Source organism: Streptomyces sp. ISL-11, from assembly GCF_018614525.1.
Classification (GTDB): Bacteria; Actinomycetota; Actinomycetes; order Streptomycetales; family Streptomycetaceae; genus Streptomyces.
Window position 1 is genome coordinate 1 of record NZ_JAGGOL010000007.1, and the last position, 17589, is coordinate 17589.

General features: G+C 72.8%; 18 protein-coding genes. 12 read left to right on the forward strand and 6 right to left on the reverse strand.

Features of this window, described 5'->3' with window-relative positions; genetic code table 11:
* Window positions 1-360 precede the first annotated feature (360 nt).
* The 4 genes from J7E86_RS01435 to J7E86_RS01450 all read left to right on the forward strand — a co-directional run bounded on the left by J7E86_RS01435 (window position 361) and on the right by J7E86_RS01450 (window position 4508).
* Window positions 361-1365, forward strand: a complete 1005-nt coding sequence (locus J7E86_RS01435) for an ROK family protein (RefSeq protein WP_215078898.1) — start codon at window positions 361-363, stop codon at window positions 1363-1365.
* Complete coding sequence (gene nagA, locus J7E86_RS01440) at window positions 1365-2519, forward strand: N-acetylglucosamine-6-phosphate deacetylase (protein ID WP_215078900.1); 1155 nt, start codon at window positions 1365-1367, stop codon at window positions 2517-2519. Before J7E86_RS01435 ends, nagA begins: the two co-directional genes overlap by 1 nt.
* Before the next feature lie 190 nt (window positions 2520-2709).
* Window positions 2710-3633 carry a 1-phosphofructokinase family hexose kinase gene (locus J7E86_RS01445; protein WP_215078902.1) on the forward strand — a complete coding sequence of 308 codons (924 nt, stop codon included), beginning with the start codon at window positions 2710-2712 and terminating at the stop codon, window positions 3631-3633.
* A gap of 23 nt (window positions 3634-3656) precedes the next feature.
* On the forward strand, window positions 3657-4508 hold the full coding sequence (locus J7E86_RS01450; RefSeq protein WP_215078904.1) for a class II fructose-bisphosphate aldolase: 852 nt from the start codon (window positions 3657-3659) through the stop codon (window positions 4506-4508).
* Here the strand turns inward: J7E86_RS01450 and J7E86_RS01455 are convergent, their stop codons facing one another.
* The gene (locus tag J7E86_RS01455) at window positions 4509-5429 is read right to left on the reverse strand and encodes a carbohydrate-binding protein (protein WP_215078906.1); all 921 of its coding nucleotides are present in this window, start codon (window positions 5427-5429) and stop codon (window positions 4509-4511) included.
* A gap of 200 nt (window positions 5430-5629) precedes the next feature.
* Window positions 5630-7387, reverse strand: a complete 1758-nt coding sequence (cdgB, locus tag J7E86_RS01460; RefSeq protein WP_215078915.1) for a diguanylate cyclase CdgB — start codon at window positions 7385-7387, stop codon at window positions 5630-5632.
* Between the two features lie 487 nt (window positions 7388-7874).
* Here cdgB and J7E86_RS01465 point away from each other — a divergent pair, with 487 nt between their 5' ends.
* Window positions 7875-8426: a flavin reductase family protein gene (locus J7E86_RS01465; protein ID WP_374223751.1), complete on the forward strand. Its 552-nt coding sequence runs from the start codon at window positions 7875-7877 to the stop codon at window positions 8424-8426.
* Between the two features lie 24 nt (window positions 8427-8450).
* Here J7E86_RS01465 and arfB read toward each other — a convergent pair whose 3' ends face one another.
* A complete protein-coding gene (gene arfB / locus J7E86_RS01470) occupies window positions 8451-8879 on the reverse strand; it encodes an alternative ribosome rescue aminoacyl-tRNA hydrolase ArfB (RefSeq protein ID WP_215078919.1) in 429 nt (142 codons plus the stop codon).
* A 182-nt stretch (window positions 8880-9061) separates the two neighbouring features.
* Between arfB and J7E86_RS01475 the strand changes: the two genes are divergently transcribed.
* The 3 genes from J7E86_RS01475 to J7E86_RS01485 all read left to right on the forward strand — a co-directional run bounded on the left by J7E86_RS01475 (window position 9062) and on the right by J7E86_RS01485 (window position 10404).
* Window positions 9062-9637, forward strand: a complete 576-nt coding sequence (locus J7E86_RS01475; RefSeq protein ID WP_102917969.1) for a TerD family protein — start codon at window positions 9062-9064, stop codon at window positions 9635-9637.
* A 151-nt stretch (window positions 9638-9788) separates the two neighbouring features.
* Window positions 9789-9989 carry a hypothetical protein gene (locus tag J7E86_RS01480; RefSeq protein WP_215078921.1) on the forward strand — a complete coding sequence of 67 codons (201 nt, stop codon included), beginning with the start codon at window positions 9789-9791 and terminating at the stop codon, window positions 9987-9989.
* A gap of 226 nt (window positions 9990-10215) precedes the next feature.
* Window positions 10216-10404 (forward strand): antitoxin, encoded by a 189-nt coding sequence (locus tag J7E86_RS01485; RefSeq protein ID WP_215078923.1) that lies wholly within the window; start codon window positions 10216-10218, stop codon window positions 10402-10404.
* A gap of 21 nt (window positions 10405-10425) precedes the next feature.
* On the opposite strand, the gene J7E86_RS01490 is transcribed toward J7E86_RS01485, so the two are convergent.
* Entirely contained in the window at window positions 10426-10983 is a 558-nt protein-coding gene (locus J7E86_RS01490; protein ID WP_215078925.1) for a GNAT family N-acetyltransferase, read from the reverse strand.
* 307 nt (window positions 10984-11290) lie between these two features.
* Window positions 11291-11866, reverse strand: coding sequence for a heme-binding protein (locus tag J7E86_RS01495; protein ID WP_215078926.1), 576 nt, complete (start codon window positions 11864-11866; stop codon window positions 11291-11293).
* Between the two features lie 294 nt (window positions 11867-12160).
* On the opposite strand from J7E86_RS01495, the gene J7E86_RS01500 reads away from it, so the two are divergent.
* The 4 genes from J7E86_RS01500 to J7E86_RS01515 all read left to right on the forward strand — a co-directional run bounded on the left by J7E86_RS01500 (window position 12161) and on the right by J7E86_RS01515 (window position 16722).
* Window positions 12161-13357, forward strand: a complete 1197-nt coding sequence (locus J7E86_RS01500) for a sensor histidine kinase (RefSeq protein WP_215078953.1) — start codon at window positions 12161-12163, stop codon at window positions 13355-13357.
* A complete protein-coding gene (locus J7E86_RS01505) occupies window positions 13354-14031 on the forward strand; it encodes a response regulator transcription factor (protein WP_308312431.1) in 678 nt (225 codons plus the stop codon). The genes J7E86_RS01500 and J7E86_RS01505 overlap by 4 nt, the downstream gene beginning before the upstream one ends.
* 439 nt (window positions 14032-14470) lie before the next feature.
* Complete coding sequence (locus tag J7E86_RS01510) at window positions 14471-16084, forward strand: M4 family metallopeptidase (RefSeq protein WP_215078928.1); 1614 nt, start codon at window positions 14471-14473, stop codon at window positions 16082-16084.
* Between the two features lie 140 nt (window positions 16085-16224).
* Window positions 16225-16722, forward strand: coding sequence for a hypothetical protein (locus tag J7E86_RS01515; RefSeq protein ID WP_215078930.1), 498 nt, complete (start codon window positions 16225-16227; stop codon window positions 16720-16722).
* 22 nt (window positions 16723-16744) lie between these two features.
* Here the strand turns inward: J7E86_RS01515 and J7E86_RS01520 are convergent, their stop codons facing one another.
* Complete coding sequence (locus J7E86_RS01520) at window positions 16745-17452, reverse strand: pentapeptide repeat-containing protein (protein WP_215078932.1); 708 nt, start codon at window positions 17450-17452, stop codon at window positions 16745-16747.
* Between the last annotated feature and the right edge of the window lie 137 nt (window positions 17453-17589).

The following is a 17589-nucleotide window of genomic DNA, read 5'->3' on the forward strand; positions in this document are numbered from 1 at the left end:
CCGCGTCGCCCACCGCAGGCCGGTGGCACGGCCCGCCGCTACCGCGGCGGGTCACACCCTCCCGCCCCCCGTGAACCGGAACGTCACCTCACCCCACCCCCGCAAGCTGCTCACCGTCGGCGGCCACCGGCCCGCACCCGAGAACACCCCCTCCCCAGGAGCGGAGGCGGCCCGCACCCGCCAACGCCGGAGGCGGGCCCCAGCCCCCACCGGGCCGACCGACGGTCCGCCCCCCACCCCCGCCGAAGGCGGAAACGGCGCCGCACCCGGCAAAACACCCGCACCCCGACAAAGCAGGGGCAGCAGCCTGCGAACCAGTGGACTAGACCTTTCGCGCCCATCCGCGCGACACTGTCCCCCGTGAAACACGTCATCGCCCTCGACGTCGGCGGCACCGGCATCAAAGCCGCGCTGGTCGGCCCCGACCACCAGCTTCTCCATGAGGCCAGGCGGCCCACCGGTCGGGACCGGGGGCCGGACGCGGTCATAGCCGGGATCCTGGACTTCGCCGCCGAGCTCCACGAGCTCGGGCGGCGCCGGTACGGCCGCGGCGCCGACGCCGCCGGCGCCGCCGTGCCGGGGATCGTCGACGAGACGGCCGGTACCGCCGTCTACGCCGCCAACCTCGGCTGGCGCGACGTGCCCCTGCGCGACCTGCTGAGCGACAGGCTCGGCGGCATCCCCGTGGCGCTGGGCCACGACGTCCGTACGGGCGGGCTCGCCGAGGGGCGGATCGGCGCGGGCCGGGACGCCGACCGCTTCCTGTTCGTACCGCTGGGCACCGGCATCGCCGGCGCGATCGGCATCGACGGCCGCATCGAGGCCGGCGCGCACGGCTGTGCGGGCGAGATCGGCCACATCGTCGTACGGCCCGGCGGCCCGGAATGCGGCTGCGGCGGCCGCGGCTGCCTGGAGGCCCTCGCCTCGGCGGCGGCCGTCTCCCGCGCGTGGGCGGCGGCGAGCGGCGACGCGACGGCCGACGCCGCGGACTGCGCGAAGGCGGTCGCATCGGGTGACGCCACCGCGCGAGCGGTCTGGCGGGAGGCCGTCGAGGCCCTCGCCGACGGGCTGGTCACCGGCCTCACCCTGCTGGACCCGCGCACGCTGATCATCGGTGGCGGGCTGGCCGAAGCGGGGGAAACCTTGTTCACGCCGCTGCGCGCCGCCGTCGCGGAGCGCATCACTTTTCAGACACTCCCCCTCATCGTCCCCGCGGCTCTGGGGGACACCGCCGGCTGCCTGGGCGCGGGCCTGCTCGCCTGGGACCTGCTCGGGAACGAACCAGTGAACGAACCCGTGAACGGACCCGCGAAGGTGCCCGCGACGCGGCCCGCGCCCGCCACTCCCACGGAGGTATCCGCCTGATGGTCGAACGAACGGTTCTCGCCGGCGCCCGCGTGGTGCTGCCGACCGGCGTCGTGGAGGGAGGCAGCCTCACAGTCGAGGACGGCCGTATCACCGGGAACACAGCGCCACGAACCCCCGCGCTCGACCTCGGCGGCCACTGGATCGTCCCCGGCTTCGTGGACATGCACGTGCACGGCGGCGGCGGCGCGTCCTTCTCCTCCGGCAGCGCCGAGGAGGCCCTCACGGCCATCCGTACGCACCGCGCGCACGGCACGACCACCATGGTCGCCTCGACCGTCACCGGCGACCTCGACGACCTGGCCCGGCAGGCGGCCGTCCTCGCGGAGCTGACCCAGCAGGGCGACCTGGCGGGCATCCACTTCGAGGGCCCGTTCATCTCGCCGCACCGCTGCGGCGCGCACCAGCCGGGGCTGCTGCGCGACCCGGACCCGGCGGACGTGCGCAAGCTCGTCGACGCCGCGCACGGCACGGCCCGCATGATGACGCTCGCCCCGGAGCTCCCCGGCGGCCTGGACTCCGTCCGGCTGCTCGCCGACGCGGGCGTGGTCGCGGCCGTCGGGCACACCGACTCCTCGTACGACGCGACGCTGGAGGCGATCGACGCGGGCGCGACGGTCGCCACCCACCTCTTCAACGCGATGCCGCCCCTGCTGCACCGCGCGCCCGGCCCGATCGCGGCGCTGCTGGAGGACGAGCGGGTTACGGTCGAGCTGATCAACGACGGTACGCATCTGCACCCGGCCGTCCTCCAGCTGGCGTTCGCGCGGGCGGGCGCGGACCGGGTCGCGTTCATCACGGACGCGATGGGCGCGGCCGGCATGACCGACGGCATGTACCCGCTCGGCCCGATGAGCGTCGAGGTCAAGGACGGCGTGGCGCGGATCGCCGACGGGCCGACGGCGGGTTCGATCGCGGGCTCGACGCTGACGCTGGACACGGCGTTCCGGCGCGCGGTGACCGTCGACGGGCTGCCGGTCGAGGACGCCGTGCGGGCCCTGTCGGCGAACCCGGCCCGGCTGCTGGGCGTCGACGACCGCGTCGGTTCGCTGGAGGTGGGCAAGGACGCGGACCTGGTCGTACTCAATTCGTCGTACGAGCTCGTGGGCGTCATGCGCAAGGGCGAATGGGTGATCAGTCCGGAAGTGCGGTAGTTTCGCCCGGGTTTGACGGGTGATCGGGTGACGGCGGTGGGTTCGGAGGTCTGGGCCTGCCGCCGCTGTTTTGGCATGATCGCTGGCGCGGCCGTCGCCCGTCCGGTCGACACACAGCCGTCACACAGCCGTAAACGCCGCCCCGGTCACCGCTCCGGTCACCGCCCCCGGTCATGGGAGAGAGCCGCCGATGATCCTCACGGTCACGCTCAACACCGCGCTCGATCTGACCTATCGCGTCCCCCGTCTCCACCCGCACGCCTCGCACCGCGTCTCCGCCGTCACCGAGCGCGCGGGCGGCAAGGGCCTGAACGTGGCCCGTGTGCTGGGCGCGTTGCGCTACGACACCGTCGTCACCGGCTTCGTGGGCGGCGTCACCGGGGAGACCGTGCGCCGGCTCCTCGCCGAGAGCGCCCCCGGGGTCCTCGCGGACGCCCTCGTCCCGATCGGCGGCGCCACGCGCCGCACGGTCGGCGTCGTGGACGCCGCCACGGGTGACACCACCCAGCTCAACGAACCCGGCCCGGACGTCACCGCCGAGGAGTGGGCCCGCTTCACCGACGCCTACGCGCGCCTCCTGCCGGAAGCCCGGGTGGTCGCCCTGTGCGGCAGCCTGCCGCCGGGGGTGCCGGTGGGCGCGTACGCCTATCTCGTCCGCAAGGCGCGCGTGCTCGGCGTGCCCGTACTGCTGGACACCAGCGGCGAACCCCTGCGCAGAGGCGTCGCCGCCCGCCCCGACCTCGTCAAGCCGAACATCGACGAACTGGCCGCCCTCACCGGCTCCACCGAGCCGCTGCGCGCGGCCCTCGACACCCGCCGCCGCGGCGCCCACGCGGTGGCCACGTCGCTGGGCCCGGCGGGCATGCTCGCCGTCACGCCCGACGGCATGTGGCGCGCGACGCCGCCGCGCCGGATCGCCGGCAACCCGACGGGCGCGGGCGATTCGGCCGTCGCCGGCCTGCTGACCGGCTGGGTGGACGGCCTGTCCTGGCCGGACCGCATCACCCGCGCGGTGGCGCTGTCGGCGGCGACCGTACTGGCGCCCGCGGCGGGCGAGTTCGACCGGGCGACGTACGAGGAACTGCTGCCGAAGGTGGCCGTCTCGGCAGCGTGACCCCAACGGATCGAGGAGACCGCATGCCCCTGGTCAGCACCGGCGAACTCGTCACCGAGGCGCGGGCCGCCGCGCGGGCGGTCCTCGCCTTCAACGTCATCACCGTCGAACACGCGGAGGCGATCGCCGCCGGCGCGGAGGCCGCCGGCCGGGACGCGATCCTGCAGGTCTCGGAGAACGCGGTGAGGTTCCACGGCGGGAACGTCGCGCCCATCGCCGCGGCGACGGCGGCGGTGGCACGGGCGTCGGCCGCCCGCCTGGCGCTCCACCTGGACCACGTCGAATCGGTGGGCCTCCTGCGCTCCGCGTACGCGCACGGCTTCGGCTCCGTCATGTTCGACGCGTCGAAACGGGATTACGGAGAGAACGTCAAAGCGACGGCGGAAGCCGTCCGTTGGGGCCACGAACGCGGCATTTGGGTGGAAGCGGAGCTGGGCCGGGTGGGCGGCAAGGCGGGCGAACCCCCGCTGGACGCCCACACCCCCGGCGTCCGCACCGACCCGGCCGAGGCGGCGGCCTACGTCGCCGACACGGGCGTGGACGCCTTGGCGGTGGCGGTGGGCAGCACCCACGCGATGCGGGACCGGACGGCGAGCCTGGACCACGACCTGATCGCGGCCCTGCGGGACGCCGTGCCGGTCCCTCTGGTCCTGCACGGCTCCTCGGGCGTCCCGGACGAGGAACTCCGCCGCGCGATCGCCGCCGGCATGACGAAGATCAACGTCGGCACGGCCCTGAACAGGGCCTTCACCGGCACGGTACGGGCCTTCCTGGAGGCCCACCCGCCGACCGTCGACCCGCGCGCGTACCTGGCCCCGGCGCGGGAGGCGATGGCGGAGACGGTGGCGGGGTTCCTCCGGGCCGCCGCCGGCTGATCAGCCGGCGGAGATCAGCACCTGGTCGAGGTGCACGTCACACGTGGTGCCGGCGGCGCAGGAGGCCAGGAGCTTGTTCTTGCCCTGCTTGAGGTCGACCTGGGTCCAGCTGGTCATCCAGTTGCTGGACCATTCGCCTTCCTTGGTGTTGCCGTGGTTCTGCAGGCGTATCGGCAGCTTGTTGGGCGTGCCGTTGACGGCTACGGCGAGGTAGGTGTCCTTGCCGGGCACGCCGTAGGTGACGTTCAGGCGGTACGTCCCGTCCTTCGGGACCTCCACCTCCCATTCGACACCCTGGCCCGGGGAGTTGATGCCGGCGTACGCGCCGCCCTCGGCCTTGGCGCCCGCGACGTCGGTCGAGGTGGACGCGCCGCCGATCAGCCGCAGGCTGGCCGCGTCCCGCTTGGGCAGGGCTGCAGCGGAAGGATTGGGCGTCTCCTTCTTCTTGTCCGGCTCCTTCTCCTTCTTGCTCGGCTCGTCCGCCGGCTTGTTGTCGCCGCCGTTCGCGCTCGTCTTCTGCTCGTCCTTCGCCCCGCCGCTGTTCGCCACCATCGCCGCGCCGATGCCGCCCGCCACGACCACGACCACCGCGATGGCCGCGATCAGCAGCCCGCGCCGGTTCGGGCGGGCGTTGCCGCCGCCGTGGCCGCCGTGGCCGCCGGTGCGGATGGGCTGCTGGCCGCCGGGGAGGGTCTCCGGGGCGGCGTAGTGCGGGGCCGGGGGCTGCTGCGGGCGCTGGGCCTGCTGGCCGTACTGGCGGGAACCCACCGGGCGGACCTGGTGGTGCGAGGTGCGGGGGACGCCGGGCTGATGTGCGGCCGGGCCGCTGTCGGTGGGCCCCTCACCGCCCTCCGAGCGGTAAAGGTGCGCGAACGGGTCGTCCTTCTCCGGCGTGCCCGTGCCGTTATTACCGGCCGTCATCCCCTGTCACTCCCAACCTGGTGCTGCCCATCGACGCCCACGTGCGTACGCGTCCTGGACCGCCGCTGCCGAGCCGGGGCGGCCCGGAGAGGTTTACGCGGTCCGGATGGCCAAAAATTCACGATCGATTCACGGTAGGCGGCGGTGCCGCATCGGCGCAGCCTACCCCGACACGGCGGTATCACGCCCTGGTACCGGCCTCAGCCCGCCCGCCGTCCCGCCTTGGCCCGTGACCGTTTTTCGACGTACATCCGCTGGTCGGCGGAGTGCAGCACCTCGTCCGCGGACATCCCGCAGCCCGCCCAACCGATGCCGAAACTCGCCCCGACCCGTACGGCCCGCCCCTCCACCCGTATCGGCGGGACGATCGCGCTGCGCAGCCGCACCGCGAGGTCCTCCGCGTCGGCCCGGCCCAGCCCGTCCGCGAGGACGACGAACTCGTCACCGCCGAGCCGGGCGACGGTGTCCCCGTCGCGGACGCCGTTGGTCAGCCGGCGGGCGACCTCGATGAGAACCGCGTCACCCGTGTGGTGCCCGAACCGGTCGTTGATCGACTTGAAGCCGTCGAGGTCGCAGAAGAGCACGGCCAGGCCCTTGGTCCCGTCGTCCTCGGCGTCCTCGTCGGGCGCGACGGTGTGCACATGGCCGGGATAGGTGGCGCCCGTGCCGCTGTGCTCGGCGCCGAACTCGCCCGTCGCGCAGTCCGGCGGGCAGTCGGGCACCAGCTCGGGCGGGAAGTCGGGGCCCAGGTCGGAGCCGAAGCCGTGCCCGTACTGACCGAACTGCCCGTAGGCCGCGCCCTCCACCTCGGCGAAGCCCTCCAGGCAGCCGTACGGGCCGGCGGCGACGGCCGGCTGGGGCTCGCTGCCGGGCGGGGTGCCGCACAGCCGGCTGCTGAGGCGGGCGCGCAGCTCGGCGCTGTTGGGCAGGCCGGTCAGGGAGTCGTGGCTGGCGCGGTGGGCGAGCTGGAGCTCGTGGCGCTTGCGCTCCTCGATGTCCTCGACATGGGTGAGCAGGTAGCGGGGGCCGTCGGCGGCGTCGGCCACCACGGAGTTGCGCAGCGAGACCCAGACGTACGTGCCGTCGCGCCGGGCCAGGCGCAGTTCGGCCCGGCCGCCCTCGGCGGAGGTGCGCAGGAGGGTGCCGATGTCCTCGGGGTGGACGAGGTCGGAGAAGGAGTAGCGGCGCATCTGCGAGGCGGAGCGGCCCAGCAGGCGGCAGAGCGCGTCATTGGTGCGGTGCAGCCGGCCGTGCTGGTCGCCGCCCATCTCCGCGATGGCCATGCCGCTGGGCGCGTACTCGAAGGCTTGCCGAAAGCTTTCCTCACTGGCGCGCAGGGCTTGCTGCTCGCGTTCCAAACGGACCAGTGCACGTTGCATGTTTGCGCGTAGGCGAGCGTTGCTGATCGCAATCGCGGCCTGGAAGGCGTACATCTGGAGGGCTTCGCGTCCCCAGGCGCCCGGGCGACGGCCGTTGCGCGGCCGGTCGACGGATATGACGCCCAGGAGCTCGCCGCCGGCGGCGCCCGCGGTGTACATCGGGGCGAAGAGGCGGTCCATGGGGTGCCACTCGTCGGGAAAGCGCGGCGCGGGGCCGGCGGTGTGCCACTGCGGCACGTCGTCGTTGTCGAGGACCCAGCCCTCGGTGTACGGGATGAAGCGCAGCGAGCCCCACTGGTCGGCCATGGCCAGCCGCCGCTCCCACGAGACCCGCGAACCGACCCGCCCGGCCATGAGGGCCTCGGCGCCCGCGCTGCCCGCGACGGCGGCTACCACGAGGTCACCGTCGGGCCGTACGAGATTGACCGCCGCGAGCTCGTACCCGAGCCCGGCGATGACGCCGTCCGCGACGGTCTGCAAGGTGTCCGCGAGGCTGCGCGCCGTGTTCAGATCGGCGACCACCTGATGCAGTCCCCGCAAGGTGGCCAGGCGGACATACGGCTCCGACTCGGTCTCCATCTTCGCTCTCCCCCGAGACCTCGACAGCAACTCCAAAAGCTTCTTGTCGTCCGTTTACCACGGCCACTGAATCACAGCGAGCTGACCACTCGGTACACAGGGTCAACAATTAGCGGACCTCTGTGACCCATGTCATAGCGCGTGACCGACTCCTCCTACTGGCGTTCGAGTGCGCTCTTATGCTTCGTGAACGCAAACGGGCAACCGGATGGACACCCGTATGGACGTCGTCCGGAGCGGATCGGATGCCCGGGCCGGGGTGATCCTTCAAGCCATTCGTCTTCAGGCCATTCGCGTCGGGGGTCCCACCGCGCGTGCCGAGCCACCCTCGGACCTACGGCTGCATACGGCCCCGATCCGGCCTCATCCGGCCCCGTCCGGACCCGTTCGCATGGCCTGCGGCCTCCTTCGGGCACCCTTCGACCTAGGACCCGTCTGGTCCTGAAGTCCGATGCGACCGGCCCGGCCGGGCGGCTAGCGTGACAGCGTGTTGCAGACCACTTCGCCCCACGCAAGCGCCATACCCCATGCTGAAGGGGTGAGCGCCGACGACTTCCGTGCCGCACTCGCCCGCCTCGCCGCCGGCGTGGTGCTGGTGACCGCCCACGATCCGGAGCACGGGCCGCGCGGCGAGGACATCGGCATGACGGCGACGGCCTTCCTGTCCGTATCCCTGGACCCGCCGCTCGTCATGGTGAGCGTTCGCAACGACTCACGCATGGACGACCTCCTGGAGCGCCGTCCGGTGTGGGCAGTGTCGGTGCTCTCCGAGAGCCAGCGGCACATCGCCGGCCGGTTCGCGATGAAGGGCCGGATCAGCGACCGGCTGCTGTTCGAGGACATCCCGTACGAGCGGGGGGAGGCGTCCGACGCGCCCCTGGTGCGCGGCGCGCTGGCGACGCTGGAGTGCCGGACCGAACAGCGGGTCGTGGCCGGGGACCACACGCTGGTGATCGGCAGGGTGCTCACGGCGATGGCGCCGAGCACGGAGAGCGGACCGCTGACGTACTTCCGGGGGCGTTACCGGCAGCTCGGCTGACCCGGCGCCCCGGCCCCCAGGGGCTCAGCCCCAATCGCGTCCGGTGCGGCCGCGCTTGGTCTCCGCGCGCTGCTTCTTCTGCCGCAGACGGCGCTCGTTGATGCCGCGCGGGATCTTCGTGGGCCGCCGGGGGCGCGGCGGCGGGGCCGTCGCCTCGGCGAGCAGCGCGGCCAGCCGCACGGCGGCGGTCTCGCGGTTGCGCCACTGCGAACGGTGCTCCGACGCGCGTACGGTCACCACGCCGCCGACCAGCCTGTTCGCCAGCCGGCCCAGCGCGCGGTCCTTCCACACCTCGGGCAGGGCGTCGGTGGCGGCGAGGTCGAAGCGGAGCTCGACCTGGCTGTCGCTCGTATTGACGTGCTGGCCGCCGGGGCCGGAGGAACGCGAGAAACGCCACATGAGCTCGGCCTCCGGCAGGGAGACCGAACCGCGGATGACGTAGGGACCGGACATGCGCCCATGATCCCGCGTCGGGGCGGGCGCCGTCACCTCGTTTTGCGCCGGGCGTCCGGCGACTTCCCATCAGGATTGGGCAAAGAAAGTAAAGACCCCTGGAACCCTGGGTCCCCTGGACGGCGTTAACTAGGGTGACGGTGGCCCTCGTGCCGCGTACCACTCAGAAAGGGACAAACCCCATGGCTGTAAGCCTGTCCAAGGGCGGCAACGTCTCCCTCACCAAGGAGGCCCCGGGCCTGACGGCCGTCACGGTCGGCCTCGGCTGGGACGTCCGCACCACCACCGGCACGGACTTCGACCTCGACGCGAGCGCGATCGCCGTGAACCCCACGGGCAAGGTCTACTCCGACGCCCACTTCGTCTTCTTCAACAACAAGTCGACGCCGGACCAGTCCATCGTCCACACCGGTGACAACGTCACCGGCGCCGGCGAGGGCGACGACGAGCAGATCAACGTCAACCTCGCCGCCCTGCCGGCCGACGTCGAGAAGATCGTCTTCCCGGTCTCCATCTACGACGCCGTGAACCGCAGCCAGAACTTCGGCCAGGTCCGCAACGCCTACATCCGCATCCTCAACCAGGCCGGCGGCGCCGAGATCGCCCGCTACGACCTCAGCGAGGACGCCGCCACCGAGACCGCCATGGTCTTCGGCGAGCTCTACCGCAACGGCGCCGACTGGAAGTTCCGCGCCGTCGGCCAGGGCTACGCCTCCGGCCTCGTGGGCATCGCGCAGGACTTCGGTGTCAACGTCTGACGACGGACGTCACAGAGGTGAGGGAGGGGCGCCCCCGGCGGGGGCGCCCCTCCTGCCGCGTAACCCCTGGATCAGGCGCGGAGTTGGGCATCATCGGGGCGGGTACGTAGTACCCAAGGAGGGGAACCCGTGGAGACAGGACACACGCACCATGGACGACGGCGACTCACTCGAACGCATCCTTGCCGCGGCGATCAACGACCGGGACGACGAGTACGAGCGGTGCCCGGACTGCCGGGACCCGCTGAAGGTGGTCGTCGTGGCGGAGAGCCCCGGCGACTCCACGTCACCGGTGATCGTCCGTGGCGTCTGCCCCAGCTGCCCGAAGGGGCTGAACGCGGCCACCCCATGACACCTCTGGCCCTGGCCTGCCCGGATTGTCAGAACATGATGCAGTCGATGGGCAACGGCGTGTACCGGTGCTGGAACTGCGGATACACGAGCACCGGCTGACCTCCCCCGGCTCGGGGCCGCGCCGCGCGCCGCCTTCTGGCCTCCGCGCGCCGCCCGCCGGGGATGCGGTCCCGGCGGGAAGCGGCGATGCTGGGGACGTCAGGCGTTCCGTGAGGAGGACTGCTATGTCCATGCTCGACAAACTCAAGGGATTGATCAAGGGACATCCGGATCAGGCCCGCCAAGGCGTCGAGAAGGCCGGAGACGCGTTCGACGCGAGGACCGGCAGCAAGTACCAGAGCCAGGTCGACACGGCGCAGCAGAAGCTCAACGACCAGCTCGGCAACAGGCCGCCCACCGACGAGCAGAGGTAACCGCGCGGCGGGGCGCGCCGGTCACCACAGCCGGTCGGTCTCGCCCGGGTAGAGCCCGACGCGGCTGTGCCGGAAGGCGGCCGCGTCCCGCTGCGCCCGTGCCGTGAGGAAGGCGCCCAGCGTGACCTTGTCGAAGCCGGGCCGGTCGCTGGGGAAGGGGTCCGCGGGCGTGCCGCCGATCAGGACGGTGCCCTCCAGGACGCTCCAGCCCGCCCGCTCGTAGAAGCCGCGCAGCGGGCGGTCGCAGGTGAAGAGGGCCACGTCGGCGCCGCTCGCCCCGACCGTCGCGCGGGCGGCGGCGACCAGCCGCCGCCCGTGTCCCTCGCCCCGGTGGGCGGCGTCCGTGACGACGGCGCTCAGCCCGGCGGCACGGTAGCGCCGCCCGGCGTGGGCGATCTCCTTGGACAGGATGTCGAGCGCCGCGAGCACCTCGCCCTCCGGCGATACGAGCAGCATGGCGACGGGCTTCAGCGCGGGGTCGTGCGGCCCGCCGCCCGGCCACGCCTGCTCGCGCAGGGCCCCGGCACGGGCGCGCAGGCCCGCGGGGACGTCGCCCTCCGCGAAGGTCTCGATCCTCATACGCTCCCCGCTCATCAACGCTCTCGACTTCCCGGCAGGTTAGGCGGCGTCCGGCGGGTCATGCGAGCGGGCGGCTGCGGGCCGTGGCGTGCGCACCACCGCTGCGCGGTGGTGTCCTCAAGCGCCGGACAGGCTGCTTCGGCCGAGCCCAGCCAAATCAAGCCCGTTGGGGGCACCTCCCAGCGGTAGCTGGGGGAGATTGAGGACGCGCCCGCAGGGCGCCCGCCGCCGCAGGCGGCAAAGACGACCCGCCCCGCCGCAGGCGGCCACGCGGCAAGGACGGCCCGCGGCCGAAGACCGGGCACCGCTAGCCGAGCGCCCCCGCCCCGGCCCGCGCGAACTTCTCGTCCAGATCGCCGCTCGGCGCACCCGCGACCCCGATGCCCGCGACCGGCGCACCGCCGGCCCGCACCGGAGTGCCACCCGGCAAAAACAGGGTGCTGGGGATGTCCTTCAGGTTCGGGGTCTTCTCCAGGCGCCCGACGAGCTCGGAGGTGGGGGCGTTCCAGGAGACCGCGGTGAAGCCCTTGCGCACGGCCGACTCGTACGACTGCGGGCCGGCGCCGTCGCCCCGGAGGGTCACCAGCGTCCTGCCGTCGCGGTCGACGACCGCGACGGAGACCTTCTGGCCCTCCTTCCCGGCGGCGGCCAGCGCGGCCTGGGCCGCCTTGGTGGCGGCTTCGAGGGTCAGGTGGGTGGAGTGGGTCAGGTTGCCGCCCGCCGCCGTCCGCGCGCCGGCGGGGGTGGTGGCGGGCGTGGCCGCGACGGCCACCGCGCCGAACGTGCCGGCCGCGATCACGGTGGCGGCCGCCGCGCCGGTGAGCAGGCGGGCGCGGGTGGACAGCGTGCGGGCGGGCCGCTGGGACGAAGGCGTCGGGTTCATGGGGGGGCTCCTCTGCGGTGGATTCCTGCTGCCCCTTCATCCTTGGAGCGGACCACCGCCCCGGGATCGCCTTCCCGGCTGCCGTCGCGGTGCCGGCCGGACGACAAGGGGGTCGACCGATCGGCTGATGCGGCGGCGGCCCGCGCGGGTTAAGACGGTCCTGGGACCCCGGTCCCACCGAACCCCGCTCCCGAGGAGACGACGCACGTGCCCCACCCCCGGCCCGCCACGGCCACCGCCTCCGCCAGGGACGGCGACCGGACCGACCCCGACGACCGCGGCCTGGGCGCGGTGATGCACGCCGCGTTCTTCCTCCTCCTCGGCGCGTCCTTCGCCCGCTTCCTCCTGCGCCATCCCGGCGAGCCCCGCACCCCGTGGATCGTCGCCTTCAGCCTGGCGCTGGCCCTGCTCTACGTGCTGGGCCCCTACGTCCTGGGTCCCGTGCCGCCGGCCGGCCCGCAGCGGCGGCTGCCCTGGCTCGCGGCGGTGGTCGCGGCCTGGGTGGTGCTGGTGATCCTGGCGCCGAGCTTCGCGTGGTGCGCGGTGCCGCTGTTCTTCACGGGCCTGCGCACGCTCCCCACCCGGGCGGCCCTCGCCCTGGTCGGCTTCCTCACCACGCTCGTCGTGGTGGCCCAACTGCGCCTCGCCGACGGGTTCGACCCCAATCTGGTCCTGGCTCCGCCCGCCGTGGCGGCGATCGCGACCGCCGTCTTCCTGCACACCCAGCGGCAGTCGGCCCGGCAGCGCGCCCTGATCGAGGACCTGCTGCGCACCCGCCGCGAACTGGCGGCCACGGAACGGCGCGAGGGCACCCTCGCCGAGCGGCAGCGGCTGTCCATGGAGATCCACGACACCCTCGCGCAGGGGCTGTCCAGCCAGCGGATGCTGCTCCAGGCGGCGGACCGCAGCTGGGAGTCCGACCCGGCGGCCGCGCGCCGGCACGTCCGTACGGCCGGGGACATCGCCGCCCGCGGCCTGGCCGAGGCCCGGCGGTTCGTCCACGACCTGGCGCCGCCGCAGTTCGACGGCGGGGCGCGGCTGGAGGACGCGCTGCGGGCGCTCGCCGGGACGGCGTTCGCGGGGACTGCGGCCACCGGGGGAACGGATCCCGGGGCGGCGGCCGCCCCGGGGCCGGCCGTGCGCTTCCACGTCGAGGGCGCGCCGGTGCCACTGCCCGAGCCGGTGCGGTCGGCGCTGCTGCGGATCGCCCAGGGCGCCCTGGCGAACGTGCGCGAGCACGCCGGCGCCACCACGGCCGCCCTCACGCTCAGCTATCTGGGTGACCAGGTGGTGCTGGACGTCGCCGACGACGGGCGCGGCTTCGTGCCGGCCGCGCCCGCCACCGGTGGCGCGGAGCGCGGGCACGGTCTGCCGGCCATACGGGTCCGGGTCCGCCGGCTCGGCGGCACCCTGGCCGTGGAATCGGCGCCCGGCGAGGGCACCGTGCTCTCCGCCGCCATCCCGCTGTCCGCACCCGTGGAGACGCCGTGAACCAGCCATCCCCCGAGTCCGCTCCCGTGCGCGTGCTGCTCTGCGACGACCACGCCGTCGTACGGGCCGGACTGCTCGCCCTGCTGGGCAGCGCGCCCGGCGTCGAGGTCGTCGGCGAGGCGGGCACCGGCGAGGAGGCGGTCGCGCTGGCGGCGCGGCTGCGGCCGGCCGTGGTGCTGATGGACCTCCAGCTCGGAGCGGGTATGGACGGCATCGAGGCCACCCGTCGCATCGTCGCCGGGGCCGCCGCCCGGGCCGGCGGGGGCAGGCCGGGCGGGCCGTACGTCCTGGTGCTGACGACGTACGACACGGACGCCGACATCACCCGGGCGATCGACGCGGGGGCGACCGGCTATCTGCTGAAGGCGGAGCGGCCGGAGGAGCTGTTCTCGGCAATCCGGGCGGCGGCCGAGGGGCGTACGGCACTGTCGCCGCCGGTCGCCGGCCGGGTGATGGCGCGGATGCGCGGCGCGGGGAGGCCCTCGCTCACCGAGCGGGAACGTGACATCCTCGGGCAGCTCGCCCGCGGACTCGGGAACCGTGAGATCGCCCGCGCGTTGTTCATCAGCGAGGCGACGGTGAAGACGCATCTGGGGCGCATCTACGACAAGTTGGGGGTCGACACCCGGGCGGGCGCGGTCGCCGTCGCGAAGGAACAGCGACTGCTCCCCTGACGGGACCCCTCACGACTCCCGGAATTCCACCTTCCGGTAAGTTGGCCAACTGAGCCCGGTTATCGGCGATTACACCCGTCGCCCCGTCCGCGTCGGCTCCCGGACGGCCCTCCGATTGCATGCAATCCCACGCCGCCGTATGCAATCGCACCCCGTCGCGGGACCCGAACGCCGATCCGAGACAATCCAAGTCCGGACCAATGGGACGCAGTTCACCGCATAGCGGAATCAATCCACCGCTCATCGGAGAACGGCAGATCAAATCCTTGTTGCGCCCCTGTCAATGTCGGTCAATCAGTGGCACTCTCTCCTCAATTCGCTCCTGCATCACTTGAGCAACACCCAGGCTTCACCGTGCTCCACCGGGCTGCCGGCCACCCCGGCTGCCCCAACCCCCCATAGACGGCCGTGATTTCACGGCCAGCATTAGGAGTCAGAGTTGAGAAGCATCACCTCCACCTCCCGCAAGAACACCCTGCGTGCCGCCGCCCTGGTCGCTTCCGCCGCCATGGTCGTCGTCGGTGTGCAGAGCGGCTCCGCGAGCGCCTCGGCCGACCGCGCGAGCGGTGCGACGCCGGCGCTGTCCGCGGGGCAGCGGGTCGCCGCCATCAAGGACGCCCAGGGCGCCGCGGCCGGTACGGCCGCCAAGCTCGGCCTCGGCGGCAAGGAGAAGCTCGTCGTCCGTGACGTCATCAAGGACGCCAACGGCACGGTGCACACGCGCTACGAGCGCACGTTCGACGGCCTGCCGGTCCTCGGTGGCGACCTGGTCGTCCACGAGGCCAAGAGCGGCTCGCGCAGCGTCGACAAGGCGACCGACGCCGACATAGCCGTGCCCACCACCACCCCGGCCCAGGCCCCCGCCGCGGCGAAGAAGAGCGCCCTGAGCGCCGCCGCCGAGGAGAAGACGGCCAAGGCCGACACCCAGGCCCCGCGCAAGGTCATCTGGGCCGCGAGCGGCAAGCCGGTCCTGGCGTACGAGACCGTCGTCACCGGCGTCCAGAAGGACGGCACGCCGAGCAAGCTGCACGTGATCACGGACGCGGCCACCGGCAAGAAGCTCTTCCAGCGCGAGGGCGTCCACACCGGCACGGGCACCAGCACCTACAGCGGCAAGGTGTCGCTGACCACCACCAAGGGCGCCTCCGGCTTCACGCTGACCGACGCCGCCCGCGGCGGCCACAAGACGTACGACCTGAACCAGGGCACCAGCGGCACCGGCGCGCTCTACACCGACTCCGACGACGTCTGGGGCGGCGGCCGCCAGACCGCCGGCGTCGACGCCCACTACGGCGCGGCCGTGACCTGGGACTTCTACAAGAACGTGCTGGGCCGCACCGGCATCAAGAACGACGGCCAGGCCGCGTACTCCCGCGTCCACTACGGCAACGGCTACGTCAACGCCTTCTGGGACGACGAGTGCTTCTGCATGACCTACGGCGACGGTGAGAACAACGCCAACCCGCTGACCTCCCTCGACGTGGCCGCCCACGAGATGAGCCACGGCGTCACCTCGGCGACCGCCAACCTGAACTACAGCGGCGAGTCCGGCGGCCTGAACGAGGCGACGTCCGACATCTTCGGCACCGCCGCCGAGTTCTACGCGAACAACTCGACCGACGTGGGCGACTACCTCATCGGCGAGAAGATCGACATCAACGGCGACGGCACCCCGCTGCGCTACATGGACAAGCCGAGCAAGGACGGCGGCTCGAAGGACTACTGGTCCTCCAGCCTCGGCAACAACGACGTCCACTACTCGTCGGGCCCGGCCAACCACTTCTTCTACCTGCTGTCCGAGGGCAGCGGCGCGAAGACGATCAATGGTGTGAGCTACAACAGCCCCACCTACAACAGCTCCAAGGTCACCGGCATCGGCCGGGACAAGGCCACCAAGATCTGGTACAAGGCCCTGACCACGTACTTCACCTCCACCACCAACTACAAGGCCGCCCGCGCCGGCACCCTGAAGGCCACGGCCGACCTCTACGGCTCCACCAGCACGGAGTACAAGACGGTCGCCGCCGCCTGGACCGCGATCAACGTGAAGTAACGCTTCTCCTCTGATCCTCCGGTTCTCCGGTTCTCCCGGAAGAAGGATCACGGCCCGTGCCCTCGCCCGCCTCCACCGGGCGAGGGCACGGGCTCGTACACGTTTACGCACCTGCCCGGCAGCCGTGACACCATCGAAGCGTGATCGACCTCGGCTACTCGCTTTCGCGCCGCTTCCCCGACCCCCCGCAGACGGACTACCGCACCGCCGACGTGCGGACCCTGCGGCACGACCTGTTCTGCGGCGACGTCTACCTCGCGGACGTGAAGAGCGACCGCGAGCTGTCCACAGCCTGGGGATGGGTGCCGGTCCTGGACTTCGCCTGGGCGCTGTGCGACGTCCTCGAGCAGGTCGACCGGGACCCCCGCGGCAACCGCGCGTCGGTCGCGCAGTTCGCCGAGCTGGACTTCACGGAGTCCACGGACTGCATGCTCTTCGAGCGCCGCTTCGGCTGGGTGGAGGTCTCCGCCGACTGGATGCCGGCGGACGAGCCGCCGCTGTCCTTCAACCACCGGGCACTGCGCCGCGAGGCCCGCGACTTCCTCCACGACCTGATCGCCGACCTGTCCGACATGCACGACGGCCTCGCCGACAACCCGGTCATCTGGAACCTGCAGAGCCGCTTCCCGCGCGTGTGACCCACCCGGACCCGTGGCGCGGTCATCCCGCGGGCTCCTCCACCCGTACGCCTATCTGCGCGGCGAACGCGGGGGCGAGATCCAGCAGTTGCGACGGGCTGATCACCGCGCCCGACAGCCCCTCGACCCCCCGGGCGATGTCCAGCTCGCCGACCGCCCGCAGATCCACGTCCTTCATCCGCACGGCCGTGAAGTCGGCCCGGCGCAGCACGCAGTCGCGGAAGACGACCCGCTCCAGGCTCGCCCCGCCGAAGTCCGCCTCCGAGAGCACACAGCCCTCGAACGTCACGTCCTTCAGCTTCGCCTTGCGCAGATTCAAGTAGTCGATCTTGCCGCCGCGCACCAGGACCCGCTCCAGGACCGCGCCGTGCAGCTGGGTGCCGCCGAGCCGGGCGTCGCGCACCTCCACATCGCGCAGACCCGCCTCCGCCAGGTCCGTACCGACCCCGCGGACGCCGTCCAGGACGCAGTCCACGAACCGCGCGCGGCTCAGCCGCGCCTCGTCCAGGGCACACCGGAAGAGGCCGCAGTCCAGGAAGCGGGCGCCCCGGGCCGCCTGCCCGGCGAAGTCGCACTCGGTGAAGTCCAGGCCGTCGTAGTCCCCCTCCGGCTCCAGGCCCGCTCCCCCGAACGGCCGCAGCGGAGGCAGCCGCACCTCCGGGACCCTGGCCGTCGGGGACGCCTTCCGTGCCGTCTTCTTCCCGCCCTGTGTGCCGCCGCGCGTCTCCATGCGTCCACCGTGGCACAGTGCACTGACAATGCCTTGACCTCGACCGCGGTCGAGGTTGAAGACTCAAGGTGTCCAGGGATCACCGCAGCCGCACCGCCGGCCGCCCGCCTTCCCCCTTCCCCGCCCCGGAGGAGCGC